Source organism: Streptomyces lincolnensis (genome assembly GCF_001685355.1).
GTDB lineage: Bacteria > Actinomycetota > Actinomycetes > Streptomycetales > Streptomycetaceae > Streptomyces > Streptomyces lincolnensis.
Window position 1 is genome coordinate 7,533,559 of the sequence record NZ_CP016438.1, and the last position, 25,013, is coordinate 7,558,571.

Annotated in this window: 16 protein-coding genes and 3 pseudogenes; 8 read left to right on the top strand and 11 right to left on the bottom strand. The window is 68.0% G+C overall.

The window, feature by feature from the left end:
* Nucleotides 1–8: 8 nt before the first annotated feature.
* Nucleotides 9–4,730, bottom strand: coding sequence for a BREX system serine/threonine kinase PglW (gene pglW / locus SLINC_RS33445; protein ID WP_067441136.1), 4,722 nt, complete (start codon nt 4,728–4,730; stop codon nt 9–11).
* Between the two features lie 445 nt (nt 4,731–5,175).
* On the opposite strand from pglW, the gene SLINC_RS33450 reads away from it, so the two are divergent.
* The 4 genes from SLINC_RS33450 (at nt 5,176) to SLINC_RS33465 (ending at nt 11,402) form a co-directional block, all read left to right on the top strand.
* Nucleotides 5,176–8,472, top strand: coding sequence for a type I restriction-modification system subunit M (locus SLINC_RS33450; protein WP_159425379.1), 3,297 nt, complete (start codon nt 5,176–5,178; stop codon nt 8,470–8,472).
* 713 nt (nt 8,473–9,185) lie between these two features.
* Nucleotides 9,186–9,815 carry a tyrosine-type recombinase/integrase gene (locus SLINC_RS46535; RefSeq protein WP_159425380.1) on the top strand — a complete coding sequence of 210 codons (630 nt, stop codon included), beginning with the start codon at nt 9,186–9,188 and terminating at the stop codon, nt 9,813–9,815.
* 230 nt (nt 9,816–10,045) lie between these two features.
* Complete coding sequence (locus SLINC_RS33460; protein WP_067441145.1) at nt 10,046–10,252, top strand: helix-turn-helix domain-containing protein; 207 nt, start codon at nt 10,046–10,048, stop codon at nt 10,250–10,252.
* A 61-nt stretch (nt 10,253–10,313) separates the two neighbouring features.
* Nucleotides 10,314–11,402 (top strand): tyrosine-type recombinase/integrase, encoded by a 1,089-nt coding sequence (locus tag SLINC_RS33465; RefSeq protein WP_067441148.1) that lies wholly within the window; start codon nt 10,314–10,316, stop codon nt 11,400–11,402.
* Nucleotides 11,403–11,465: 63 nt separating this feature from the next.
* Here the strand turns inward: SLINC_RS33465 and SLINC_RS33470 are convergent, their stop codons facing one another.
* The 3 genes from SLINC_RS33470 to SLINC_RS33480 all read right to left on the bottom strand — a co-directional run bounded on the left by SLINC_RS33470 (nt 11,466) and on the right by SLINC_RS33480 (nt 14,514).
* Nucleotides 11,466–12,917 carry a hypothetical protein gene (locus SLINC_RS33470; RefSeq protein ID WP_225988297.1) on the bottom strand — a complete coding sequence of 484 codons (1,452 nt, stop codon included), beginning with the start codon at nt 12,915–12,917 and terminating at the stop codon, nt 11,466–11,468.
* A gap of 479 nt (nt 12,918–13,396) precedes the next feature.
* Nucleotides 13,397–14,134 (bottom strand): nucleotidyl transferase AbiEii/AbiGii toxin family protein, encoded by a 738-nt coding sequence (locus tag SLINC_RS33475; RefSeq protein WP_079165200.1) that lies wholly within the window; start codon nt 14,132–14,134, stop codon nt 13,397–13,399.
* Between the two features lie 11 nt (nt 14,135–14,145).
* A complete protein-coding gene (locus SLINC_RS33480) occupies nt 14,146–14,514 on the bottom strand; it encodes a hypothetical protein (RefSeq protein WP_067441154.1) in 369 nt (122 codons plus the stop codon).
* Nucleotides 14,515–15,103: 589 nt separating this feature from the next.
* On the opposite strand from SLINC_RS33480, the pseudogene SLINC_RS33485 reads away from it, so the two are divergent.
* Nucleotides 15,104–15,519 (top strand): annotated as a pseudogene (locus tag SLINC_RS33485) (transposase); the annotation flags it as partial.
* Nucleotides 15,520–16,123: 604 nt separating this feature from the next.
* On the opposite strand, the pseudogene SLINC_RS33490 reads toward SLINC_RS33485, so the two are convergent.
* From SLINC_RS33490 to SLINC_RS33520, 7 genes and pseudogenes are all read right to left on the bottom strand, one after another.
* Nucleotides 16,124–16,863: pseudogene (locus tag SLINC_RS33490) on the bottom strand (transposase).
* Nucleotides 16,864–17,155: 292 nt separating this feature from the next.
* A complete protein-coding gene (gene rbsD, locus SLINC_RS33495; RefSeq protein ID WP_030042307.1) occupies nt 17,156–17,551 on the bottom strand; it encodes a D-ribose pyranase in 396 nt (131 codons plus the stop codon).
* A gap of 4 nt (nt 17,552–17,555) precedes the next feature.
* Nucleotides 17,556–18,527 (bottom strand): ribokinase, encoded by a 972-nt coding sequence (locus SLINC_RS33500; protein WP_067441158.1) that lies wholly within the window; start codon nt 18,525–18,527, stop codon nt 17,556–17,558.
* Nucleotides 18,520–19,359, bottom strand: a complete 840-nt coding sequence (locus SLINC_RS33505) for an ATP-binding cassette domain-containing protein (RefSeq protein ID WP_079164862.1) — start codon at nt 19,357–19,359, stop codon at nt 18,520–18,522. The genes SLINC_RS33500 and SLINC_RS33505 overlap by 8 nt, the downstream gene beginning before the upstream one ends.
* 12 nt (nt 19,360–19,371) lie before the next feature.
* Complete coding sequence (locus SLINC_RS33510; RefSeq protein ID WP_008736101.1) at nt 19,372–20,331, bottom strand: ABC transporter permease; 960 nt, start codon at nt 20,329–20,331, stop codon at nt 19,372–19,374.
* A gap of 7 nt (nt 20,332–20,338) precedes the next feature.
* Nucleotides 20,339–21,412, bottom strand: a complete 1,074-nt coding sequence (locus tag SLINC_RS33515) for a sugar ABC transporter substrate-binding protein (RefSeq protein WP_067441161.1) — start codon at nt 21,410–21,412, stop codon at nt 20,339–20,341.
* Nucleotides 21,413–21,748: 336 nt separating this feature from the next.
* Nucleotides 21,749–22,774 (bottom strand): LacI family DNA-binding transcriptional regulator, encoded by a 1,026-nt coding sequence (locus tag SLINC_RS33520; protein ID WP_067441164.1) that lies wholly within the window; start codon nt 22,772–22,774, stop codon nt 21,749–21,751.
* Between the two features lie 397 nt (nt 22,775–23,171).
* Between SLINC_RS33520 and SLINC_RS47585 the strand changes: the two genes are divergently transcribed.
* From SLINC_RS47585 to SLINC_RS33535, 3 genes and pseudogenes are all read left to right on the top strand, one after another.
* Nucleotides 23,172–23,396, top strand: a complete 225-nt coding sequence (locus tag SLINC_RS47585) for a hypothetical protein (RefSeq protein WP_152038980.1) — start codon at nt 23,172–23,174, stop codon at nt 23,394–23,396.
* Nucleotides 23,397–23,886: 490 nt separating this feature from the next.
* Nucleotides 23,887–24,210, top strand: a pseudogene (locus SLINC_RS33530) (hypothetical protein); the annotation flags it as partial.
* Nucleotides 24,211–24,235: 25 nt separating this feature from the next.
* Nucleotides 24,236–24,916 carry a hypothetical protein gene (locus SLINC_RS33535; RefSeq protein WP_079164864.1) on the top strand — a complete coding sequence of 227 codons (681 nt, stop codon included), beginning with the start codon at nt 24,236–24,238 and terminating at the stop codon, nt 24,914–24,916.
* Nucleotides 24,917–25,013 lie beyond the last annotated feature (97 nt).

Sequence of the window (25,013 nt, forward strand, 5' to 3'; positions counted from 1 at the left end):
GACGAAGGTCAGGCGTCAGGTGCGAGGTGTTTGCGGGAGACCCAGGCATCCGGCACAACGATCCATTCGTCGAACCCCGCCTGGTAAGGAACACTCTGCCCGGCCAACCGTGGCGCCCGTGCCGGATCGGACTGAGCAACGAGAAGCCACAGCGGGTTGCCGCCCTGCCGTGCCTCCTCCGCGAGCCGTCCGAGGAGGTCCAGCGCGTCGTACCGGGCCAGAGCCGCGGTGTCGGTGAGGAGCAGCGGGCCGCGGCCCTGAGCCAACTGCTCCCGCAGCCGCGGCTCGACCCGCCCCCACGCCTTGTCGGTGCGGATGCGTAGCTGCTGATGCGGACGGCTGCCCGGTTCGGCGGCGTCTGCCTTGAGGACGGTCTCCCAAGTCGGACGCTCCGCCTTGCCGACCACACCGCGAAGCTCCTCCACGAACAACCCGGTCAGCGACACCGCTCGCGCCCCGAACGGCTCGCCCGTCAGCCAACGCGCCGCCTCCTCGGCCCGCCGCTGCGGCACTGTCAGCACTCGGAAGCCGTCCTGCCGCGCCGAATGCGTAAGCCGCTGGTCGGCCTTGACCGCGGCGGCCACCGCCGCGTCCGCGTCGTATTGCGTCGGGGCCGAGCGACGCGCAGCCGAGGCACCCCAACTCGCAGAGGTCAGCCCGGCGGTGGCGTCCCCGGACCGGCGGTCAGGGACGAGACGCAGGACCTTGTCGTAGCGGGTGGCCAGCTTCAGCTCGAAGCCGGCCTCCTTGAGAGCGCGGACCAGGGCGCTGCCCGTGGGCAGCTCGCGCGGCACCAGCGGATCGGTACCGAGGTCGGGGAAGCGGGTTGCGACCCGCTTGTGCAGGGCGTCCACCGTCAAGCCGGGAAGCCGGTCCTCCTCGACGCCAGGCTGCACGGCGATCACACCGGCCTGGGTGATCCTGAGCGCGCGCACCAGGTCCAGGTCGCGCGGGTAGATCTCCAGACGCGGAGTGAGCGCTGCCCGGGTCGAGGCGGCGACTGCGATCTCGGCGGTGCGGCGCTCATCCCAGCCCAGGCTCCCCGGCGGCCGGCGCACCGCCGCAAGTTCGGTGAGGACCGTGCTTGCCGTCGGAAGGGACTCGAGCGCCGCGAGCCGGTCGGCCCGTGCGCCCAGGTTCAGCGCGTACTCCTGCAGGGCGGGCAGCGACGGGGTGTCCGGGCCGTCCACGCCCTCCCGGACATCCAGGGCGATCAGGCCGATCACCGGGTCGGAGCCCTTGGGCATCCGGGCGTGGAAGTAGCGGAAGAGCTGCGGGGACTCGTCGTCCCGGCTCTCGCGCTCTACCAGCGCCCGGCTCTCGCGCTCCACCAGCGCCCGCAACAGGGACAGTGCGAGTGCACGCCGGTCGCGGCGCTCGACATGCTGGGTGCCGCGCCGGGCGATCAGTGCATCGGCGAGTTCGATCACCGGGGCGACCCGTCCGCGCTCGGCGAGCAGCTCCACCAGCTCGTCGCGAAGCAGCCCGAGGGCCGCATCCTCGTACCAGCGCTCACGTGCCTTCTTCACGATCTGCGGGATACGGCCGGCGGTCAGCCCCACAGCTTCGGCGACGTCCCGCTGACGCACCCACGCCAGACCGTCGGGCAGGCGGCCCTCGTCGTCGGGCAGGCGAAGGAGCAGCCGTACGGCTTCGCGCTCCTTGGCGTTGGAACGGGCGTTGCCGCCGGACGGCCTCGGCACCAGGCGAGCGGCGAGCGCGTCCAGGCTCAGGCCACTCAGTACCTGCGGGGCGGTGATGTCCACGCCGGCCGCAGCGACCGCGTCGGCGGCTGCCCGTTCCAGGGCGGTGCGCTCCTGGTTCGCAGCCTTGAAGGCCGCCGCGCTCAGCGGCGGGGGCGCGGCCTTGCCGAGCCGGATGTTCCACTCTTTCTGCCGACGCTGGATCTCCTCGCGGGTGCGTGAACCCATGCCCGGCGCGGTGAGGAACTTCTTTGCCGAGTACTCCAGTACGTCCCCGACGGTGTTCAGCCCCATTGCGAACAGCTGCGACTGCGCCGAGACCGTCAGGCCAGCCACCGACAGAGGAGTCTTCCGGTCGGCGCGCTCGGCTTGCTGGTCGCGGATCTGCTCGGCGGAGACGTCGTCGTCCTCACGCCCGAACCGGGGCTCCGCCGCAGGCTCAGCGACCGCGTCGGCATCGCCCTTCGCTGCGCGGCTCGACTTCCCGCCATGTCCGGAACTTGGCGCCGTCGTGCGCTGCGCGTCCAGGAAGATGCGCTGCCAAGCGCGCTCCATCGGCTTCAGGTCCGAGAAGCGGTCCTTTACGTCCCGGGCCAGGGCCTTACGGAAGAACGCCACCAGTCCGTCGCGGACGGCCGGTTCGAAGGCGTCGGCCGCGAGCTGCGGGTACGGCCAATCCTTCGCATCGGTCTGCCGCGCCGTGACCGAGCCGTCGCCCCAGCGGGGCAGTTCGTTCGCCGCCATTTCATGCAGGGTGATGGCCAAGGCGTACCGCTCGGCATGTCCGTCGTACGAGCCGCGCGTGATGATCCCCACGAACGGGTCGAGATAGCCCTCGGTGCCCGCCTCGATCTCCTTCGCCGGATACCCGGCCAGCGAGAAGTCGATCAGCACCAGCTGGCGGGTGCCGTTGGGGCGGATACGGATCGCGATGTTGTCCGGCTTCAGATCCCGGTGCCAGATGCCCTCGGCCTCCAGGTGCTCCACCGCGCCGAACAGGTACTTGCCGTACGCCTCCAACTGGTCCATGCCCAGGCGGCCGTTGTCCCGCAGCTGGCGGGCCACGGTGTCCTCACGCCGGCGAGGCCCCTTGTCGGCGCTCGCGTCCTGGTCCTTCAACTCCCGGCTGTCACCGACGTAGTCCAGGACCAGAACCCTGCGCCCGGCCAGCGTGAGAGGCTCCCGCTCGTACAGCGCGATGATGCTGGAATCGCGGTGGATACGGCCCAGGACGTCCGCCTCGCGATCCAGGACAGCGTGCTTGGCCTCACTCAGCGCGACTTTCAGCACTGCTACCGGCAGGCCACCGCTCCGCCGCGGCTCGCCCTCCAGGTCCCGCACCAAGAAGGCCCGCGAAGTCGACCCCGTACCAAGTCGGCGAACGACCTCCCAGCGCCCGCCCAGCACATCGCCGGCCACTGCTTCCAGTGGATCCTTCTCCGGTTCCGCCTGCTCCTCGCCGTCGCTCGCAACTGACCCGCCGTTCCCGTCCTCACCTGCACCGGCGGGAGCGTCCGAGCCGTCCGTGACGTTCTCGATAAACGCCTGCTCGACGTACTCCAACATCTCCAGGAAGTCGTCGACCGTGGACAGCCGTCGTCCCGGCTCGTACGCGGTGGACGCCTCCACCAGATCGTCGACATCTGGATGCAGTCCGTCGATCAGCGCGCTCGGACGCAGAGTTTCGCCGCCCTCCAGGCGCGCCATGACCTCGCTCTGGCTAGCACCCGGTGCCTGCCCGGTGACCAGCAGATACGTGAGCACGCCGAGCCCGTACACATCGAGCCGTACCGGATCGGCCTTCGGGATCCTCAGCTCCGGCGCCAGGTAGGGATCGGCCGCGTCTGAGACGTGGACCCCCGACACATTGGTCGGTGCCAGAGTCAGCGGCCGACCCCGACTCACGCTCTGCCCGGTCGCGATCTGCCAATCCGCGATCTGCGGCCACGGCCGCAGCCAACGCTGCTCCTCGCCAAGCTCACGACCCCGCGGACCGCGATCACGCGGAATCACATGCACCGAGTGCGCGGACAGCGTCCGGTGATGGATCCGCCGCGAGTGCGCGGAACGCACCGTCTCCGCCAGCTGCCGCACCAGAGTAAGCCGGTCCCGCAGGTCGAGACGCTCTCCGTGCTGCACCAGATAGTCGTCCAGGCGCAAGGTCTCCGGGTGGTAGTCGAAGAGGATCGCCGGCCCAGCTGGATGCCCTGAAGGCAGGTAGTTCTTTAGTTGTACGGCGCCTGGGTGTTTGAACCGGCTGAGAATCGCGGCCTCACGGGCGGCGGCCCGCTCCACCGAGCGCCGCTCCTCGTCGGAGGCCCCGCGCTCACTGAGAAAGACCCGCACTCGCGCCAGGTCCTGCAGCTGGGAGTGGCGTCCCAGGTAGTCGGCCCAGGTGGGACCGGAGTCGAACGCCGTCGCGTCCAGGAGATACGAGCCCACCTCATGCTGGCGGCGGATCGGCGCGATGCGCAGCCGCTTCAGGGCAGCGTCAACTCGGCGGGAGGTCTCGGCTGTGACCCGGCGTCGACTGTCGCCGGGCGGTACGGCCAGCATCTCGACCAGCTTCTTGACGGTGAAGACGCCGTTCATGTCGGCTGCCGGAAGCTGCACCTGCAGATGATCATCGGTGAAGCAGACCGCTTCCCCGACCCAGATCCGCGACCGGTCCCCTGGACGACCGGCAACCCCGTTGACCAGGCCCGCCAGCTCCTTGGCCTTCTGGTTCGACAGGTGCAGCGGATTGCCGTGACGACGGGTGGTCCCGTTGGGCGTGGTCTGCACCCACTCGTTACCACCGCCGTGGACTGAACCGTGCCAGTCCTTCAGCTCGACCAGGAAGACTCCGGCCGGCGCGACCACCAGAAGGTCCACTTCACGGACGTGCCCGCTGTTCGCCGTGAACGAGAAGTTCGACCAGGCCCGCCACGGCTCCTCGTCCGGCAAGCGCCTGCGGATCGCCTCAAGACCTCGACGCTCGTGCTCGTACCCGGACTCGGTGACCGTCGTCCACCGGCCTTCCAGCATGCGGCTCCCCGTCCGTGTCTACTTGCGCGTCTGCCTGCCACATTCCTGTCGGCGCGTTCAGGAAGCCCGGCTCAACCCTCGGACCAAATTCTAGGGGGTGCCACTGACAAACAAGAGGGGACGGATCTCGCACCGGCAAAGGCCCTGTAGATCAGCCCCAGAGGCTGCGGACCGAGCCAGAGTGCACTGCGAAGAGAATCGGCCAGTCCAGCCAGATGGATTTCAGCCGCAGCGATACAGAGTCGATGCGGGCACGTATGAAGCGGGGGTGGCGGGTCGACGATCACGTCGCCGTGCGTCGCCGAGCCCGAGCAGCGGTGGGGCACCACGGCCTGCTAATCGGGAGCAGCAATGGCTGGACTGCAGGACCAGCTGTCACGGTTACCCCCTCTGCGTAAGATCCCATGACTGGATGAAGATCGGCCTTGAGTGTGGGAGGGGTCGGGTGACCGAGGGGAACGCCATGGGTGATTCAGGGACGCAGCTTTCCAGGCATATCTGGTCGCTCACGGATCTTCTTCGCGGAGACTTCAAGACGTCCGAGTATGGAAGCGTTGTATTGCCGTTCACCGTGCTGAGGCGCCTGGATTGCCTCCTTGAACCCACGCGCCAGGAGGTGCTGGACGCGCAGTTGAAAGTGGCGGGGACGGGGACATATTCGGACTCATATATGGAAAGAGTCCTCCGCCGTGCTTCCGGCCGTCACTTCTTCAACACCAGCCGCTACGCACTGCATACGGTCGCCGCCGATCCAGTCAACTCGCAGTGGTCGCTGCGCGAGTATGTGCACGGCTTCTCCGAGAACGTCAGGGACGTGTTCCAACGCTTCGAGTTCGACCGTACCATCGAGCGGCTCCACCACGCTGGGCTGCTGTATGGCGTCCTCGACCGGTTTCTCTCGCTGGATCTGGGAGCGTCGCTCCCTGCTGACGATATGGGGTTCGTGTTTGAGGACCTCGTACGACGCTCCGCCGGACAGATGGGAGGGACCGGTGCGGATGATCACGTCACCCCCCGTGATGTCGGCCGACTGATGTCCGCACTTCTGGTGCGGCCCGATGAGCATGAGCTTGCGCAGCCCGGCGTGGTACGCACGGTCCACGACCCGGCCTGCGGAATCGGCGGATTGCTCGATGAGGTGGCCGAGGGCATCGAGGCCACCAACGCCGAGGCATACGTGTCTTTGCACGGCCAGGAGATCAACGCCGAGACCTGGGCCGTTGCTGGCTCCAACATGCTGATGAGTGGACGCGATCCGGCGCAGATCCGGTTCGGGAACGTCCTGCAGGACGACCTCTTCCTCGGCGAACGCTTCGACTACCTGTTGGCGCACCCCCCGTTCGGTCTGAGCTGGAGGAGCGCCGAGCATCAGGTCCGCGCCGAGCATGACCGGTTGGGACTTGAGGGACGTTTCGGCGCGGGGCTGCCGCGTGTCAGCGACGGATCGCTGCTCTTTCTCCAGCACATGCTGGCGAAGATGAAACCGGCGGATGCCTCCGGCGGCGGCGGTAGCCGCGTCGTCGTCCTCTTCAGCGGCTCACCCATGCAGGGCGGAGCGTCCGGCCAGGGTGAGTCCGACATCCGGCGATGGATCGTCGAGAATGACTGGCTCGAGGGCATCGTTGCCCTCCCCGACCAGCTCTTCTACAACACCGGCATCAGCACGTACCTCTGGATCCTGAGCAATCGAAAGAAGCCGGCGCACCGTGGCAGGGTGGCCCTGGTCAAGGCCCAAGACCACTGGCAGAAGACGCGGCAGTCATCGGGCAGTAAGCGGAAGTACCTCGGCCCCGATCAACTCAACAAGATCGTCGGGCTGTACGAAGAGGCTCTGTCAGCTCCGCTCGGCGGCTCCCCCCGCGACCAGGTGAGTGTCGTGCAGAACGAGGACCTGCTCTTCCAGCAGATTGTCATCGAACGCCCGTTGCGCCTGCGCTTCGAACTCACCACCGACGCTGTGCAGCAGCTTTCCTCTCTGACGCCGATCCAGCGAGGAGACCACCCTGAAAAACTGATTGGCGCGCTGGGTGGACTAGTCGGCACGAGCTGGGCCACTCGCTCCGAGGCTTTCTCGGCACTGAGGCGTGCGGCCGCGGCCGTCGGCCAGACCTGGCCGCGAGGTGCCGCCTTCGAAAGGAGCGTCCGAAACGCGATCGGGGTTCGCGACGACCAGGGAGAAGTGCAGCAGCGCCAAGGTGTGAAGGAACCCGATCCGGAGCTACGTGACCTGGTCGTTGTGCCGATTCGGGACGACCCTGCTCAGTACGTACACGTAGAGCTATTGCCTCACACTCCGGACGCCTGGCTCGACCCTGAGAAGACCAAGGTCGGCTGCGCCATCCGGCCCTCACTTTTCTACGTCGCGGAACTCGACGGGGCGTTCGGGCCGTTGCGTGCCTACGCGCAGCTGGAGACCGAGCGTGTCAAGCTGCGCTCTCCGCGGCGCGGCGAGGCGGAGCCCACTCCGCCCAAACACCTCACGGCGTCCCATCTACACAGCGTTGACTCGGCCTTGGAACTGCCAGATGCGGTGTTGGATGACTCCGACCTGACCCCTTGCACGGGCGGCGACTTGGTCGGGCGTTCTGGTAACTGGCGCCTTCTGCCTGCCGGGTTCGGTGACGCTGTCACTCGGCTGTTCGTGCTGCACCCGATTCAGGGAAGTGGTCGTGGGCTATGCGAATGGCTCAACTCCCGAAAGGGGAGCACGACGTACCCGCAAGCCCGGGAGTTGCTTGATATTCCCGTGCCGGTGGAGCTGGTCACCGACCCGGGGGTCGAGGATCTACTGGCAGAGGTGCAGGAGGGCCGTCATGCGCTACGCATGGCGACGGAGGGCATCTTGCCGAACGTCTTCGCGGGCCCCGAGACGCGCGTTGCGCAGATCCGCCAGTCCATCCAGTTTGTCGCCCGTGAGGCGCGCCTCACGGGACAGTTGGTACGCCCCTTCGATGACCCCGTGTGGCGTGCGGAGGCGGGCTATCCGTTTCACATAGCCGCTCTCGCACGGGGCTACCGCGTGAGCACCCACCCGGCCGAGAGGAAGGATGGGCTGCTCAAACTTGGTGAAGGGACGGCGCGCACGCTGGGAGTCCTCGCCTTGCGTGAACTCATTGCGCACCACGGTGGCTTCACTAACGCTCTACGTAGGAGTTTCAGTTCAGGGGCGACCTTTGGCACCTGGACCACGCTCATCAAGAAGTTCGTCGATGAAGTCCCAACTCCTCAGCTGCCGGAACTCGTTGCGCTCCGTGAACATGGCGTCACACTGTCGATGCTGAGGGAAATCAAGGATCTCCGTAACACCTCCCACCACGCTCATGGTGTGCGCAGGAGTCACGAACTCCATGAGGATGTCGAGAAGCTTGAGCCGTATGTGGTTTCGGCTCTCAACTCGGTGAACTGGCTGTCGAGTACAGACTGGTTTTGGGTGGAGCGCTGTGAATACCTCGATGACTCCTCTTTCCAGGCTGTCGGCCTGAGGCTACGAGGGAGCCACCCGAGCTGGGAGCCATTCAATCGGTCGATCGACCACCCCCTGCGGCCGGACCGGATCTATGTCGACGGGACTCCGCCTGGCAAACCGATCGATCTGTGGCCGTTGGTGATGGTCAGCCTGTGCCCAGACTGCCGCACGCGGGAGCTGTTCCTGCTCAACAAAATTTCAAATGGCACGGCAATTCTGCGCAGCCTGGAAGAGCACGAATTGACAATCCCGTACCCCTCCCAGTCCCAAAACTGAGCCTCGCGCCAGATCGTTGTCTCATGCCGTGAGTGGCTGGAAGCGGGCCGCGAGGGCCACTGCGGCGCGGCTGCACTTCTGGCTCTGGGTACAGGCGAGGAATTCCGACTCGCTCTCCTCCGGGGCCTGCAGGTGTATTCAGTCGAATGCCTGGCGTAGCGAGGGCTGCGCGGCACGCGTAATCGGACCATCATGCATCTCGCGTAGGGCCCGCCGAAAAGAAGTCCCGCAGTCAGCCTGGCGGCGATGAGATGTCAGTTCGGGGCGGGTATTGATGCCCGCGGCGAGGTCATCTCGTCTCGTCGCTGAACAGTCTTGAGTCCTCCCGCAGGGTGTTCGCCCCTGCGGGCGACTGTGTCTGACAGAGTAGGCGCTTAGAAGACGCCTGGTCGGCTCGTCAGCTCTGGAGCGCAATTTGCCCTGATTTGGTGACTGTTGCGCAGTGAACGGTGTCGGCAGTGGTAGTTCGCCGACGGCAGACGTATTGGGTCGGCAACGGACTGGATTAGTTCGGCTGCTTCAAGTGAACCTAGATGTAGGCGGTTAGCCGCAGGTGCGTGAATGCGGCATAGCGCGACGGAAAAGCACGCACGGGCCCCTGCCTTTGTAGCACGGGATGCCCGGTTACCGAAACCGGGGATCGTGTGGACGATTGTCCTTGTCGAGCGGGTCTCGCGCGACGAATCCCCTATTTCCCTGAGGAGTTCACTGCTGTGCTGACCGATGCATTGGATGAGAAATGGATACTTTCCGAGGGGCAAGTTCGTTTGCTGCTGGATTGGATACGCCGGCAGGCGGGCGGGAGCCGTTCGGTGTACCCCTTCCTCGTCACCTTGGCCGAGGGAGCACTTCGTCCGAGTGAGGCCCGCTCTCTGCGCGTTCGCGATGTTGTCCTTCATCCGGGTGGTTCTGGCGAGCTGACGGCTCGCCATCGAGGACAGGCTCGAGTGGTTCCGCTGCGACCGCAATTCGCCACGTTCCTGCGTGAGTGGATCGACGAGGCCGGTCTCAGGGAGGACGATCTGCTGTTCCCCGGCCCGCGCGGTGGGCGACTCTCGGCAGCCGCGTACAAGCGGCTGTGGGAGCAGGCGCAAGAGGCCGTGTTGCCGCACGACGAGCTACTGAGCTGGCGGTTGGGGGAGCCCGTCGACATCCTCCGGGACTCCACCCTCGTGCGGTGGCTGAGGCTGGGCGTCGCAGTCGCCACGGTGGCCGAGCACGCCGGCGTGGCCCCCGCCTGCCTGGCGCTCCGCTACCCGTACTGCTTCCGCCTCGAAGCCGCCCAGATCGATTGGGAGCGCCTCGCTCTGGCGACTTGCCCGCCGGAGCCGACTGCCCGGTGAACCGGACCGGCGCTCCGGCAGATCACCGGCCGTCATCCGCGATCCATTTCCCGCACGCTCTCCGGTTCGCCGCCGACAGCGTTCCTACCTGACGCCTGTGAGCAGGAGCCCTGCCGCTCCGTGACGTGCCGCGCCCCGTCCCCGACGGGGCTTGCCGGCCTGCACTACGGACGGGCCGCGCGGCCGCCTCCTTGCCACACCCCATCACTCTCCCTGCCAAGGACTCACTCATGCCTGCACGCCTGTTGTCCATCCCCGCCGTCGCCGCCGCCTTGGACGTCGACCGCCGGACCGTCTACCGCTTCATCGCCGCAGGTGAACTTCCAGTCGTCGATCTGCGCACTGGCACGGGCCGTTCGCGTGTCCGGGTTCCTGCCGTCGGCCTCGACGAGTTCATCTCCAGCCGCGCGGTCGTCGCACCGCGACCGCGCCGCTGACCATTGGCCCATCGAAGGGCCTTCCGTACTGACATGAGGAGTTGGGCTGTACCTACGCAAATTGAAGACCGGCAACTGGCAGGCGACGGTACGCAACCGGCTCGGTGACCGGTTCAGCGAGTCGTTTCCCCTCAAGACGCAGGCACGCGCCTGGGGGCTTGAGATGGAGACCCAGTTCGCCCGTGGGGGCCTGCGGGACCCGCGGGCCGGCGAAACGTCCTTCCGCGACTGGCACGACCGGTGGTGGAACGCCCGCGTCGTCGAGCCCCACACCCTGCAGGGCGACGCGTCGAGCATCAAGAACCACGTCATGCCCCACTGGGCCGACTGGGAGATGCGGGCCATCACCCGCATGGATGTGCAGAGTTGGATCCGCTCCCTGATCGAGAAGGGGGTAGGGGCCGCGGCCATCAAGCGGTCCTACAACCTGACGTCCTCCATCATGCGCGCGGCCGTAGATGACGACGTGATCGCGGTGAGCCCCTGCCGCAGCATCGACCTGCCCCAGATCGCCGTCAAACCACCACAGTGGTTCACGCCCGACCAGGCGCAGAGCATCCTGGACGAACTCCCTCCCATGTGGCGGACGATGTGCCTGCTCGGCTTCTACACCGGGCTGCGGTGGGGTGAGCTCTCCGGCCTTCACAGGCACCGCATCGACCAGCGTCGCTCCCGTCTGTTCGTCGTGGAGGTCAACACCAAGAGCGGCATCAAGGAGTACCCGAAGAGCTCCAAGAGCCGTCGGGAGGTGCCGCTCCCGCCCCACGTCCTGGAGGCGGTCGATCGCCACATCCACCGGCTCGACCGGGACGCGGTGGTGTTCACCACCCTCACCAAGGGCCGGGCCGGCCGCCTCCTCAACGACGGCAACTGGCGACGGCAGACCTGGTGGCCGGCCGTCGACAGCTCCTACTACTTCGACGATGACGGCGAGCAGCAGCTCGTCCCGCACTACCCGCCGCACTCCATGCGCCACACCTGCGCCTCATGGCTGGTCCAGAAGGGCGTCTCGCTGTACGAGGTCCAGCACCTCCTCGGCCACGAGAGCTTCCAGACCACCCAGCGCTATGCCCACCTTCAGCCCGACGCGCACAAGGCCGTGCTCGGCGCCTGGGAGCGTATGGAAGCACCGCTCACCATCGCTGCATAAATGATCCTTCGCCCTGTCCTGGATGGACAGGGCGAAGGCGTTTCTGTAAGGGGCGACCGCAGATCAAGGGAGCTCGTCGGCCGGCTCGTCCTCGACGAGCGTCCACCGGCCGTCGGCGTCGAAGGGCCACGGGTAGGCGTAGGTGTCGACCTTCGACAGCTCCCGCAGAACCTCCCGCTGGGCCGGGGGATCCGGCGGAGTCTGCAACTGGTGCTGCAACGGGTCGAGCTGTGCCGCATACGTTTCGGCCCACTCCAGCCACGCCGCCTCCTCGGCCGGAACCGGTGTCCCGTCGGCGCGGACGCGGGCGGCCTGGCAGAACGCGCGGATTCCCGCGGCCTGTTGCCATGCCCCGACCTGCTCGATCAGGGTCTTCGAGCGGTGTTGCTCGATCTGCTGCTTACGAGCCTGCGCGAGGGCCGCGTACCAGCGGCGCCGCCGCTCGGCCTCGAGGCGCTCCTGTTCCTGCTCCCGTCGTTCTGCTTCCGCGGCGAGCCGTTCGAGATCTTGTAGCAGAAGTCCCAGGCGGGACTCCAGCGTCCAGCGTGCTCCGTCGCTGTAGGAGTACGAGTGCTGGTACCAGCTCTTGGCGGGGGCGCCGATAGCCAGGCGACCGTTGAACTCCTCGTCGTACTTGGGCAGTCGGGTCCAAGGCTTGCGTTCTTGCTGGCGGAGTTCCTGTGGGGTCGGCTCGTGCGGGACTTTCGTCGTCCGCTCGGTGAGGACGAGGGGAAAGGCGTGGCCCCGGATGGTGATCGCCAGCGTGTGAACAGCCTCACCGTCCTGCAGGTCGGTCTGGGTCTCGACTGCGTGACCGCGACTCTCCGCCTCTGTCAGGAGCGCGTGCACGATCCGTAGGGCGCGGTCGGCGAGCGGACGCGACACGTGCAACGGGATGACCTCTGCCCGGCCTCGAGTGTCGACTGTGCCCTGCGAACGACCCAAGGCTTTCCGCGTCGCATGGACAAGAGGGTGAGGGCGATCCAGGACCTCAGGTACGTCGACGGTCGGTACCGGCGGCGGCTGGGCGGCCTTCCCGGGCTCCTCGTCGACCAGTATGAAAACGCAGTCGCCGCGCTGGCGGCCGTTCCACCGCAGCTTGTGGCCGTCCGGTACGTGTCCGTTGTGGAGCGCGTCGTAATAGGCGGCCCGCCACCGCCCGCGAGTCTTTGGCGCGGGATCAGGGACAGTGATCTTTCTCCCTGAGGCCGACATCAGGCGGGAGACCAGTTCGGCTCCGCCGGCCGGGGCGAGCGCGGCTTGAGCACCATCGCCCTCCAGCCGCTCCTTCTCCGCCCGTAGCTGCTGGGGATGCCTGCCGTGGTTGAGGAAGTAGCGGCCGTCCGCCGTCACCACGGCGACTTGCCCACTGCCACGCCACGTCCTCTTGACCAGCCCGCGCTGCTCCAGCGCCCAAGCCGTCTGTGAACGAGCTGGCGGGATCCGCATCGCCTCGGAAGCGGCCGCGATCTCGCGGAGCAAGTCGGCCTGAGGCGCGGACACGGCGTATTTCATGGTGTTGGCTCCACTGGACGGAGTGGCGGGTGGCCACCGTAGAGCGGACGGGCCGCGGCCGAAGCTCCAGGGTCGCTCGTACGAGTGCCTCACGCCGATCCCGCCCACCGTCAACGGGAGCCGGTGTAGTAGGCAGCTTGGGGAGGTGCTCAGCTCGGGCGCGGGAGGCGAGCCGGGGGAAGACGTCCTCCCACACGGTGCGGCTGGCGAGCGTGCGCAGTACCGGCCACAGCTGGAGGAGCAGGTTCTGGTTGAGGTAGCGGGGCAGGTCGTCGAGCAGGTCCTCGTGCAGGACAGTGAGGTACAGGCCCATGCGCTGGCGCGGGTTGCCTGCTCTCCAGAGAGGCCCGGACCGGTGGGGTGTCCGCGCGCGAGCCGCCGTCAGCACCCGGTAGGGAGATCCCGCACGGTTCGGGCGCCCACGCCCGGAGCGTGGCTGCTGGACAGGCGCCTTCGGCGGCGCTAGGCGGGTCGAGAACTCAGTTCTCGTACTCGTCCGGGTCGAACCTGTCGTACGGATCTTCCTGTACGGATCCTGCTTCGCCGGACTCCTTGCCGTACGCGTTCTCGGCCGCGGCCCGGCGCGCCATGGCATCGGACCAGTCGCGGGCCCAGGTGCGCAGGTCGTCGATGGTCTGTTCGTCGAGTCCGTACGCGGCGAACTCTGTGTCGTCGATCCAGTCGGCGCCAGCCAGGCGGGCCTGGAGTTCGGCGGGGCCGAAGAGGGTGTCGGGGCGGGCGTGGCGGCGGCCGAATTCTTCCAAGTCGGTGGTGGTCCAGCGGTGGGAGGCGGCGTAGACGTCGATGAGGTCGCGGGCGGCGCCGCGTTCGGCGATGGCGCGGACCTTGGTGCCGATGACGTCCTGCTCGGACAGGACGGGACCGTAGGAGGTCGGGACGGTGGGGTGCCAGAAGACCTCCTTGAGGATGTCGACCTCGCACTCCTGACCGCTGTCGGGATCGGTGACCAGAAAACGGGCGGAGAGCGGGGAAACCTCGATGGTCTCGGCCCGCCATCCGAGCCGGGTCAGACCGTCGACCAGGTAGTGGGCGATGTCGGCCATGGGGGCGGGGTTCTGGGTGGCGACGTCCAGGTCCTGGCTGGGGCGGTCGACGAGCTGGTGGGCCTGGACGGCGTAGCCGCCGGTCAGCACCAGCGGGTAGGGCGAACCGAGGGCGAGGACGTCTTCGAGGAGCCGGGCGTGCAGCTCCGGCATCGGTGGCTTCTTCACGCGGCGGTGGCCCGGCCGGCTTCACGCAGTTCGGGGAAGGCGCCCTCCCAGGCGTCGCGGACGGCCGTGCCGATCAGGGTGCGCAGAGTCGGCCACAGCTCGATGAGCAGGTCGGCGTCGAGGAAGCGGCACAGGTCCTCGCGCATGCCCTCGGACAGCACCGTGCGGTACAGGCCCATCCGTAGCCGCGGCCGGTCCAGGTCGAAGGAGCGCAGCCCGGACCAGGCCACCGTCAGCGGCAGCTCGACCACCCCGTGCATCGGCCCGCGCAGCTCGTCCAGGGAGCCGGGCAGCCGCCGGACGAACTTAATCCGGTACGGGTCGGCGACGCCCGGGGCGAGTGCGGCGGCTTCGGAGAGCGACATAGGGTCGATTATTCCTGATTGAGGCCCGTTGGCGGGGACGGTCTGATGTCCAGGTCCAGATTGCTCGGGGATCTGGCGGGGGAGGGGCAGAGCGGGGAGGGGTTCGCCCGCCGTGACGCTCGTTTGACGCTCATGGCCCCTGTGAGGCGGTCGGTGAGACGGGAAAACCATGGTTGACCTGCGGTTTTCCCTGCTTCCGTCCAGGCCGACATCTTTCCGATGACGCATCACATGGAGTGCGTGGCGATCCTTGAGCCTGCCGCAAAGGGCTCCTGACCTGCTGTTTTTGGTGGTGTGCGTTATGTGCGCTGTGGGCGTTACGGGCGGTATCTTGACGCACGTTTGACGCATGCGGCGCAGGTTTGACGCATGTTCTGATTGGTTGTCAGGTGCGGAAGGGGTGCTGCTAACCCGGCTCTGAGCGAGCTGGCCGCACCCCTTCTCGGTCACCGCAGTGAGAGATCGCAGGCCGGTCCTGCCTCATGTCACCCGGTGCGGATAGCGCGGAGCCGGATCGGGTGTAGGTCGTACTGGGAGCACATCCTTAGACGCGATTTCAGTTGGCGTGATCTTGCGGCAGTCTGGGGTCATGACTGCTGCGCTTGTCGAGCGGTTGGCGCCGGAAGACCTGTGGGAGTTGTTTCAGCGAGTGGTGCCGCCGGCACCAGTCCGCCCGCAGGGCGGAGGGCATCGTCGGCGAGGGGACCGCGAGGTGCTTGCCGCGATCACCTTCGTGGCCACCTCGGGCTGCACCTGGAACCAACTGCCGCCCGGCTTCGGCCTGTCGGGCGTGACCGCATTCCGCCGGTTCACGGAGTGGACCGAGGCCCGGGTGTGGGCCAAGCTCCACCGCCTGGTCCTGGACGAACGTGGTTCCCAGGGCGGGGTGGACTGGTCGCGGTGTGCGATCGACTCCGTCGGCGTCCGCGCCCTCAAAGGGGGCAGCTGACGGGACCGAATCCGACCGACCGCGGCAAGAAGGGATCGAAAATCCACCTCAGGGTAAAGTCGGCCGAATAGCCAATGATCAATCACCAAGCGTGAGCGCTGCCGCTGTAGAGCTCATGCAGGCGCTGGCCGATCTGAGCCGTCACCGCTCCAGCAGCTCCTCAGGACCCAATGAACCAGGTGGGCAGGATGCTCATGGTGCCCGGGCAGCGGAACGGACCTGCCGCGAGGCCCGGAGCGCGCTGCCACCCGAGTCTCTGGACGACGAGGAGTTCGGAGCCCTCCTGGAGGGATGGAGGTCTGGTGCTCCGATCTCCAGCAGCTCGTACTTGGATGCCGTTGGCCGATTCGGTGAGGAAGAAACACGCTTCGTCCGTGCCGCCAAAATCGAGCTGCATAGCCAAGCTGCTCCGTAAGGAGCGGTGAATGTGCAACTGAGGTGTGCCATACCCGTGCCGGACCCTGCGGGGAATCACGGGGGTTACCGGGGAGCGAGTCGGCCGTCGGCCAGGCACCCGGCACCGCTCCACCGCCGATCAGCCCAGCAACCATCGGTAGATGACCCAAGCTTCCCGAGCTGAGGGCTCAGACACCGTTGTCACGGGTCGGCTGTCGCGACTGGCCCTGTGCGTGACAAACATCAGAAGCTCACTGAGCCTTTTCAGCGGTGCCGCTCCAGGATGAGGACGGCCTTGGTGATTGACGTCATGCGGTCCGGGCGTGACGGAAGATTCGCCAGCACTTCAGGCGGGCGATGCCTCGTTCGACGGGTACGCGAGCGGCGGCCAGGGCCCGGTTGACCGTCTGCTCGGTTGTGGTGAGTTCGCCTTGGGGCGGCAGGCGCCTGGGGGTGGTGGCCCACTCGCCTGCGCCGATGTAGGCCATGTCGGCAAGGACGGGGACGCCCTGGCGCTCACAGATCCTGACGATCTTGTGTGTGCGGGCCGCGGTCAGGTCGTGTGTGCGTCCGGGCAGGGCGGGCGAGAGCCACAGCGTCCGGCCCCCCGGGTCCGTGATGACCTGCACGTTCACACCATGCCGCTTGTGCTTGGTCGAATAGTCCGCGCACCCGTCGCCGACCCGGTCGCACTCGGCGAGCGTGCCGTCCAGGAGAACATAGTCGGGGTCTGCCTCGCGCAGGACCTTCAGCAGGCCCGGCGCCTTGTCCGCGAGGTGTTCGATGACAGCGGTGACGTAGGTGTGGGCGGTGCCGACAGAAATGCGGAAACCCTGGGCCAGTTGAGCCAGGGGGTCATGTCGGCGCAGGTACGACAGAGCGAGCACCGCACGCGCGGACGGTCGGAGCTTGCAGCGCCGGTCACCCTCCCGGGTGACGATCAGCATCGTCACCCACTCCACGAGTGCGTGCGGCAGGTCGAGTGCGGCAGGATACGGGACCAACAGGGCTCCTGAGCTGGAGAGTTGAGACCTAGACACCTCTCTCAACGGCACATGAGCCCTGTCCGTTGCCTACGGCCCGGTCGTCACCCATCCGGGGCCACCCTGAAGAACCCTCACTGAACAGACATGGAAAAGGTGCACCAACGATGAAGCTCACGCTGCGCCGGAACGGGCGCAAGCTCGGGCCAGGCGGGGCTGCGTCGTGAACTGCACAGCGACGACAACCAGAACGCCGCCCCGACCACACGGTTCTCCTCCCTCCAGGTCCGGCTGCCCGTCACGCAGGCGGCTGTCACGGGGTGAAGGGGACCCCCGCGCGGAGGAGCACGTTGGCGTAGAAGGTGTCCTCGCCCGTCCGTACGGCGAACTTGACGTCCCGGACCCTGGCCTTGAACTCGTCGTGGTCGATGGGTTCGGGGTCGAGCCCGAAGGAGCGCAGGCCGGTGTGGACGGTGGGGTTGACCTCGCGGATCTTGTCGGTCACCCAGCTGTGCTCGACGACGATCTCGTTGAGCACGGTCTGGACGACGTCCAGGAACGGGGATTGGCCGTACCGGTAGCCGAGATCCACGACGGGGGTGTCGGGTGCCAGGGGGAGCCCGGCGTCGCTGATCACGAAGGTGTCGGTGTGGCGGAGACCGGCGATCAGCCCGGCCAGCTCGCGGTGGATGATGCCCTTGCGCTGCACGGGTTCAGTCCTTTTCGGTAGGGGGAGTGGTGGGGGCGAGGGCGCGCAGCGTGGCCAGGCCGGCGTACTGCTGGGGCGCACCCGAGACCCGTACGGCCAGGGAGCCCGCGGCGATGCCGAGGCGTGCGGCGTCCAGGAGCGAGTCACCGGCGGCGAGCCGGGCGGCGAGCACTCCGGCGAAGGCGTCACCGGCGCCCGTGGTGTCCACGACGGTCGCGGGGACGGCCGGGAGCGCCGTGGAGACGCCGTCGGCGTCGGTGACGATGGCGCCCGCCTCGCCCAGGGTGGTGACCACGGCCTTGGCACCCCGGGCGCGCAGCGCGTCGTGCGCCTTCCGTACGGACGCTTCGTCCGGCGTGACCTCAGCATCTTTGTCCGTCGCCAACTGGCCTGACACCACCGCCTGTTCGTGCTCGTTCACGATGAGCACGTCACAGCGGACGATCAGGTCGTCGGGGAGTTCGGCGGCGGGGGCGGCGTTGAGGAGGAACCGTCCCCGGCAGGCGTCCGCCGCGCGGCGGACGACGTCCAGCGGGATCTCCAACTGGGCCAGTACGACGGCTGCTTGAGCCCCGAGGCCCTCGGTGGGGTCACCCTCGGAGGGCCACTGGTGGTTGGCGCCGGCGACCACCACGATGGTGTTGTCGCCGGCCGCCGTGGTGATCCACGCGGTACCGGTCTCGGCGCCGGGCACCGTGGTCACCGCCTCGACGTCCACTCCGCCGGCGACCAGCCGGGCACGGGCCCGGTCCGCCTCGGCGTCCTCGCCCACCCGGGCGATCATCGCCGTACGAACGCCTCCGGAGGCCGCCGCGGCCGCCTGGTTGGCGCCCTTGCCACCGAGGGTGACGTACGCGGTACGGCCGAGGAGGGTCTCGCCGGGGGAGGGGAAGGCGTCGGCGACGACGACGTGGTCGATGTTCACCGAGCCGATCACCACGACCTGGGGTGACGTACCCGGCACGGCCTCAGGCATGCGCGTCCCCTTGCACGGCCCCGGTGATCAGCCCGACCAGCTCGTCACCCGTGGTGGCGGAGACGGTCCGCCGCGCGGCGGTTCGGCCTCGGCGCAGTACGTACGCGGTGTCGGCGACCCGGAGCACCTGCGCCATGTCGTGGCTGATCAGCAGCACGGTCACCGAGGCCTCGCGGAGCCGGGCGATGAGCTCCTCCACGGCCGCCGTCTCCCGGACGCCCAGCGCTGCGGTCGGCTCGTCCATGATGACCAGGGTGCGGCCCCAGTTGGCCGCGCGGGCGATGGCGATGCACTGCCGCTGACCGCCCGACATCCGCCGCACGGTGGCCCGTACGTTCGGCACGTTCACGTCCAGCCGGGACAGGATGTCGCTGCTCTGGGCGATCATGGACTTCTTGTCCAGCACCCGGAACGGGCCGAAGCCGCTGGTCAGCTCGTGGTTGAGGTAGAGGTTCTGCCAGACCGGGAGGTCCTCGATGAGGCCGAGGGTCTGGTACACCGTCTCGATGCCCAACTGCCGGGCGTCGTCGGGGGAGTGGAACCGAACCTGCTCGCCCCGGAAGCGGATCTCGCCCGCGTCCTGCGGGTGCACACCGGTCAGACAGCGCACCAGCGTGGACTTGCCCGCGCCGTTGTCGCCGAGGAGCGCGGTGACCTCGCCGGGGGCCAGCTTCAGGTCCACGCCCTGGAGCGCCTGGACCGCGCCGAAGGACTTGTGCAGCCCGGTGATCTCCACGAGCGGCGAGACGACCTGACTGGCCGAGGCGGCGCTCTGGGTGGCGGCCGGGGCGGCGGAGGATGTGCCCGTCACACGGGCCGGAGTGTCCGTCATGGCTGGCTTCTCCTACTTCTGGAACCGGGAGATGAAGGCCGCGCCGAGTACGACGGTGCCGACCGCGATGGGCTGGTAGTACTGCGAGATGCCGAGCAGGGTGAACCCGTTGATGAGGCTCTGGAGCAGCAACGCGCCGGTCACCGTGCCGAACACGGAGGCCTTCCCGCCGAACAGGCTGGACCCGCCGAGGACCACCGCCGCGATGGAGCTGAGCAGCAGGTCGGTCTGGAGGCTGGGGTCGGCGCCGCCCGTGCGGGCCACGAACAGCACGGCCGCGACCCCGCAGGCCAGCCCGGAACTCGCGTACGCGATCAGCCGGATACGGTTGACGTGGATGCCCACGCCCCGCGCGGCCTCGATGTTGCCGCCGGTCGACAGCAGATAGGTGCCGGTACGGGTGCGGTAGAGAAGGAAGCCCACCAGCACGGCCACCACGAAGGCCAGTACCCAGAACCAGCGCACCGGGCCGATGCCGTTGATCGCCAGAGCGCGCAGGAAGTCCGAGTTCACGGGGACGGTGTTGCCGCTGGTCAGCAGCAGGGTGAGACCGCTGACCACGGAGAGCGAGCCGAGGGTGACGATGAAGTCGGTCATGTTCAGCCGGGCCACCAGCAGACCGTTGACCACGCCCACCGCCAGCCCGGCCAGCAGGGCCAGGCCGACGGACACGGTCAGTCCCCAGCCACTGGTGTAGGCGTACCCGAGGACCGCCGCCGACCAGGGCAGGTTGGAGCCCACCGAGAGGTCGATACCGGCGACGGTGACCACCAGCTGCTGGCCCATGGCGAGGACCAGCAGGATCGAGGCCGACACCAGCAGGTCGCTGATGTTGGACGTCGTGAGGAAGTCGGGCGTGGCGATGAAGAAGATGAGGAACACCACGCCCAGCCCGATCGGGGCGGCGTAGCGTGCCGCCGCCTCGACCGAGAAGTCCAGGCCGAGCCGGCCCGGCGCCTGAGTGTCAGCCATGATCAGATCACTTCCCGGCCGAGAGCGGGTTTTCGAACGGGACGAACGGCTGCGGGACGGAGCTGATCGCCTTGTCCACGTTGGTGGAGTCGATCAGGGCGATCGGGGCGACGATCCGGCTGGGCACCTTCTTCTTGGCGACCAGGTCGATGCAGGCCTGCACGGCCAACTGGCCCTCGGCATACGGGTACTGGGAGATCGTGCCGCTGAGGGTGCCCGCCTTGACCGCCTCCAGCGCGGCGCTGATGCCGTCCACCGAGATGATGGAGACCTTGCCGGTCAGGCCGGCGTTGCGGACCGCCTGCGCGGCGCCCAGACCCATGGTGTCGTTGGCGGCGAAGATACCGGTGATCTTCGGGTGGGCCTTGAGGATGGCCTCGGTGACCGTCTGCCCCTTGGCCTGGTCGTAGTCGGCGGGCTGGGTGGCGACGATGTCCAGCTTGCCCGCGACCTTCTCCGTGAAGCCCTTCTGGCGGTTGATGCCGTTCTGCTCACCGGCGATGCCCTGGAGGATGGCCACCTCGCCCTTGCCGCCCATGAGCTTCAGCAGGCCCTCGCCCGCCTGCTGACCCGCCGACAGGTTGTCCGAGCCGATGAACGAGGCGTACGACACCCCGGCCTGCTTCGAGGCGTTCGCGTCGATCTGGGTGTCCAGGTTGAGGATCGGGATCTTCTTCTGGGCGACCGGGACGAGCGGGGTGATCACGTTGGTGGCGTTGACCGGTACGACGCCGAAGCAGTTGTAGCCCTGGCCCGCGAGGGTGGAGATCTTGGCGTTCTCACCCGTGCTGTCGGTCTCCGACGCGCCCGCCTGGACCTCCACCTTGACGCCCTGCTTCTTGCCCTCGGCTATCGCGCCGTCGCGCAGCGCCGCCCAGTAGGGGTTGGTGAAGTTCCGGGTGACGATGGCGATCTTCGCCTCGCCCGACTTGCTGCCGCTGTCGGAGCTGTCCCCGCCCCGGCCGCAACCGGCCACCACCAGCAGCATCGTCGCGGCGGCGGCGACAGCGGTGGCGGAACGGACTCTGCGTGCGGTGCGGTTGGCGGCGGCGCCGGAGTCGGCGGTGACGTTGGTGTTCATGGGAGTGCCTTTCGTCGCGTCATTGCGTCAAAACGGGGTGGCGTGGGGTCCGCGCGGGGCGCGGGGGGTGGCCCGCACTCCGAGGCCGGGGGAGGCTGGGTCGGAGACCGGGAGTCTGGGAGTCCGTAAGTCCGGGACCGGGGGCCGAGTTTGAGGTCGGGGCCAGGTGAGCCGGGGGCGCACGGTGAGGCCGTAGTCCGTCGTACGGATCAGGTGGGTCGTACGAGTCGTACGGGATGTACGCGGCGTACCGTCGGGCATTTCGGTGCGAGCCGGGAGCCGTGACCGGTCACCCGCTCTGCCCGCTCGCCCGCCGTCGCTATAAGCGCTCGCCGATCATCGAGTCGCCCCGGCGAGGTCCGGGCAGCCGCAGGAGCCGCGGGCGATCAGGGTGGTGGGGTGGGTGATGCGCCGTACCGGGAGGGTGGGGTCGGCGATCTTGGCCAGGAGCCACTCGACGGCCGAGCGGCCCAGCTCGTCGAAGGGCTGCTGCATGGTGGTGAGCGCGGGCACCGTGTACTCGCTGCCGTCGATACCGTCGAAGGCGCAGACCGCCACGTCGTCGGGGACGCGCAGTCCCAGTTCGGCGGCGGCGCGCAGGACGCCGATGGCCTGCTCGTCACTCGCCACGAAGAGCGCGTCCGGATGCCCCGCCTCCGCGAGCATCCGCCGGCCGGCCCGGTACCCGTCGGCCCGTCCGAACGGCACATGCGTCAGCGACGCGCTCTTCGGATCCCGCCCGGCCTCGACGAGGGCCCGGCGCCAGCCCGCGACCCGGTCGACCGTCGGATGCACGCCCTCCAGCCCGGCAATGCACCCGATCCGCTGCCGGCCGTGAGCGAGTAGATGGGAGGTGGCCTGGTACGCGCCGCCCTCGTTGTCGGTGAGCACCTGTGTCGCCCCCGGCAGCTCCAGCTCGCGGTCGAGCACCAGCCGGGGCACGGTCGTCTGCTCGGACAGCTCCGCGACCCAACTGTGCGGGCCGTGGATCGGGACCACGATGAGCCCGTCCACCTGCCGGTCGAGCAGGGTACGGATGTACGTCGCCTCGCGGGCGTCGTCACCCATCGCGTTGCCCAGCAGCATCGTGTAGCCGGAGGCGAAGCCGACATCCTCGATGACGCGGGCCAGCTCGGCGAAGAAGGGGTTGGAGTTGTCGGGCACGACCAGCCCGAAGGTCATGGTCCGCGAGGTCTTCAGGGACCGGGCCACCGCGTTGGGGCGGTAGCCGAGCTCGTCTATCGCCGCGAGGATCCGCTCGCGGGTGGCGGGGGCGACCTTGCGGGGGCCGTTGTTGAGGACGTAGCTGACCAGGGCCTCGGAGGTGCCCGCCAGGCGCGCCACGTCGCGGCGAGTTGCCATCAGACCCTCCTTCGGCTCGGGGGCTGGGTTCTGGAAGTATCAACTCGTGTTGTCAACACGAGTTGATTCGGTTGCGTTGGATGAATATCGGCTGCTGATCCGCCGATGCGCAAGAGGTTGCCTGAAATCCTTTGGTAAAGAGTTCGAAACCTTGCTTTGCAGGTGAAACTCGGGCGGGACCTTGATCACCACCTCGGTGATCACCTGATCACCACCCTGATCATCGCGGCGGGATGAATCCGCCGCCCTCCTGCGTTGGTGTTCGCCGAGGGCACCCCGGCCTGGACGCACGCTCTATCACCGCGACGAAACAGCCGAGGCCAGTGTTGCGTCGCCTGGCAGACGTCCGCGCGGACCGGGCCGAAGCCAGTGCCTTCGTCGAGGCGACCGGGTGCACGTGGCCCCGCTGCTTGCCGCTGGATACGGGGCCCTCGATGATGAGTTCAAGGGCGACCCGTTCGATCTGGAGGGCGCGGTGACCGCTGTGGCGCTCAAGATCGAGGACGAGGGCGAGGCGCGGTGGATCGTCAACTGCCTAGACGTTCTTCAGGTATTCGACCGTGAAGACGTCCAACTGCGCCTGGAACCGCTGTTGCGCCAGTGCGTGACGCTCCGCGTGTGAGCGTGTGACACCCGGTCCGGCCGCCGGCATGTCCGGGCGGCCGGACACCTTGCCGGTAGTCGACCAGACACGGTTGGTCCATCTCCCGGGGGGGGGCTCCTTGAGGACGTCGACTTCGCATACCCGCCCGGTGGCCGGGTCGGTCACGGTGAAGCGGGCCGACAGCGGGGCGGTCTCCAGCGCGTGCACCTTGGTGGTTTCACGACCCCTTGGGTCGGGCCGTGCAGCTGGTCCAGCGATTCCGGCAGACGGCGCCGGAACTTCTCCGGTACAGCGCGAGGTCCTCGGAGACCACGCCCGACAGGTCGCTCGGCGTGGGGGCGGGGTGCTGTGGGCTGGAGGGAATGGCGGCCGGAGCAGTGGCGCGGGTCATGATGTCCGAGCCTGCGTCCGGAGTGAGCGATAGCGAGCTCGTGCGGGCGAGCTGGTCGGGCCGGCCTGTTCCGCCCGAAGACGAGGGATGGACTGTTGGTCATGACGCTCGTTTGGCGCTCTGGTGCTCATCCCGCTGGCGGCGGATACCGCCGGTGGCGCGGCCGAGCAGGTCGTCGGTCAGATGGTCGGCGATATGTCCGAGAAATCGGTGGATGAGCACAAGAAGAAGGTGGAGGAGCTCACCGATGAGGAGAGAATGACGATCTTCTCCGCCGGTGAGGCCCTGGCCGAGGCACCGATGGAGGAGTTTCTGAGGCGGCATGTCGCGGACCCCGAGAACAGCACGTTCGTGCAGGACCTTCGCGAATCGATGGTGATCGGCTACGGGGTCGGCAACGACCGGGAGAACCAGCAGGGCAACCGCCCGGAGACCGGCTGAGGCCGGCGGCCGAGGACACGTAAGGATGCGGATAGTGATCAATCGTAGGCCGGTGCGCGTTGGGCTCCTTGCCACGGCCGTGGCCGGCTTGTTGTCTCTCGGGGCCACCGGTTGTGGTGGGGACGGAGACGAGGAGGCGGCCGACAAGGCTCTGGCGGGGACGCAACTGTGCGGTGGCGACGCTGTGTCCGCCCGAGCGTCCAAGGCGCTGAAGGTGATCACGGGGTCGTCGCGGTTCGGGACGACGGCAGAGAAGTCCACCGTCGCGTGGGCCGCGAGGGACCTTGTCGAGGCGTTTCCGGTCGCCACCGGGGGACGCGACGACGTCTGCCGCATATACACGGCCGACGATACGGCGGATTTCGCGATCCGAGTCACCTGGGGGCTGGATGACGGCCCCCCAACGGGAACTCCGGCCCCGGATTTCACCGTGCTGGATATGGGGGAGCGCACCCTGGCGGCGGCGAACAGGGCGTCGGTCCGGTTCGCGTGCCGGAGCGACAGGTTCCCCAACTCGACGACTGCGGCTCACGTCGCCATCGGCGTGGAGCGCTGGGGCATGCCGACGGAGCCTGAGGGCAACGTCGAGGCGTTGAAGGACGCCTACGCGACCGTGGCCCACTCCTTCTCACTGGCCATGGCCAAGGAACTGCGCTGCGAGAAGAACGGCGGGCTCCCCGCGAGGCCCGTGCTGGAGCCCGCGTAGCCGCTGACGTACACGGGCACGGCCATGCTCAGGGGCCCTTCCTGTTCGTAGGAGGGGCCGCCCCTGACCAACGGTGACGAGTGCCGCGTCGGCCACC

Coding starts and splice junctions, on each gene's coding strand:
- pglW (WP_067441136.1), bottom strand. CDS start 4,730: ATGCTGGAAGGCCGGTGGACGACGGTCACCGAGTCCGGGTACGAGCAC.
- SLINC_RS33460 (WP_067441145.1), top strand. CDS start 10,046: ATGCCTGCACGCCTGTTGTCCATCCCCGCCGTCGCCGCCGCCTTGGAC.
- SLINC_RS33470 (WP_225988297.1), bottom strand. CDS start 12,917: ATGAAATACGCCGTGTCCGCGCCTCAGGCCGACTTGCTCCGCGAGATC.
- SLINC_RS33475 (WP_079165200.1), bottom strand. CDS start 14,134: ATGCCGGAGCTGCACGCCCGGCTCCTCGAAGACGTCCTCGCCCTCGGT.
- SLINC_RS33480 (WP_067441154.1), bottom strand. CDS start 14,514: ATGTCGCTCTCCGAAGCCGCCGCACTCGCCCCGGGCGTCGCCGACCCG.
- SLINC_RS33500 (WP_067441158.1), bottom strand. CDS start 18,527: ATGCCTGAGGCCGTGCCGGGTACGTCACCCCAGGTCGTGGTGATCGGC.
- SLINC_RS33505 (WP_079164862.1), bottom strand. CDS start 19,359: ATGACGGACACTCCGGCCCGTGTGACGGGCACATCCTCCGCCGCCCCG.
- SLINC_RS33510 (WP_008736101.1), bottom strand. CDS start 20,331: ATGGCTGACACTCAGGCGCCGGGCCGGCTCGGCCTGGACTTCTCGGTC.
- SLINC_RS33515 (WP_067441161.1), bottom strand. CDS start 21,412: ATGAACACCAACGTCACCGCCGACTCCGGCGCCGCCGCCAACCGCACC.
- SLINC_RS33520 (WP_067441164.1), bottom strand. CDS start 22,774: ATGGCAACTCGCCGCGACGTGGCGCGCCTGGCGGGCACCTCCGAGGCC.
- SLINC_RS33535 (WP_079164864.1), top strand. CDS start 24,236: ATGCGGATAGTGATCAATCGTAGGCCGGTGCGCGTTGGGCTCCTTGCC.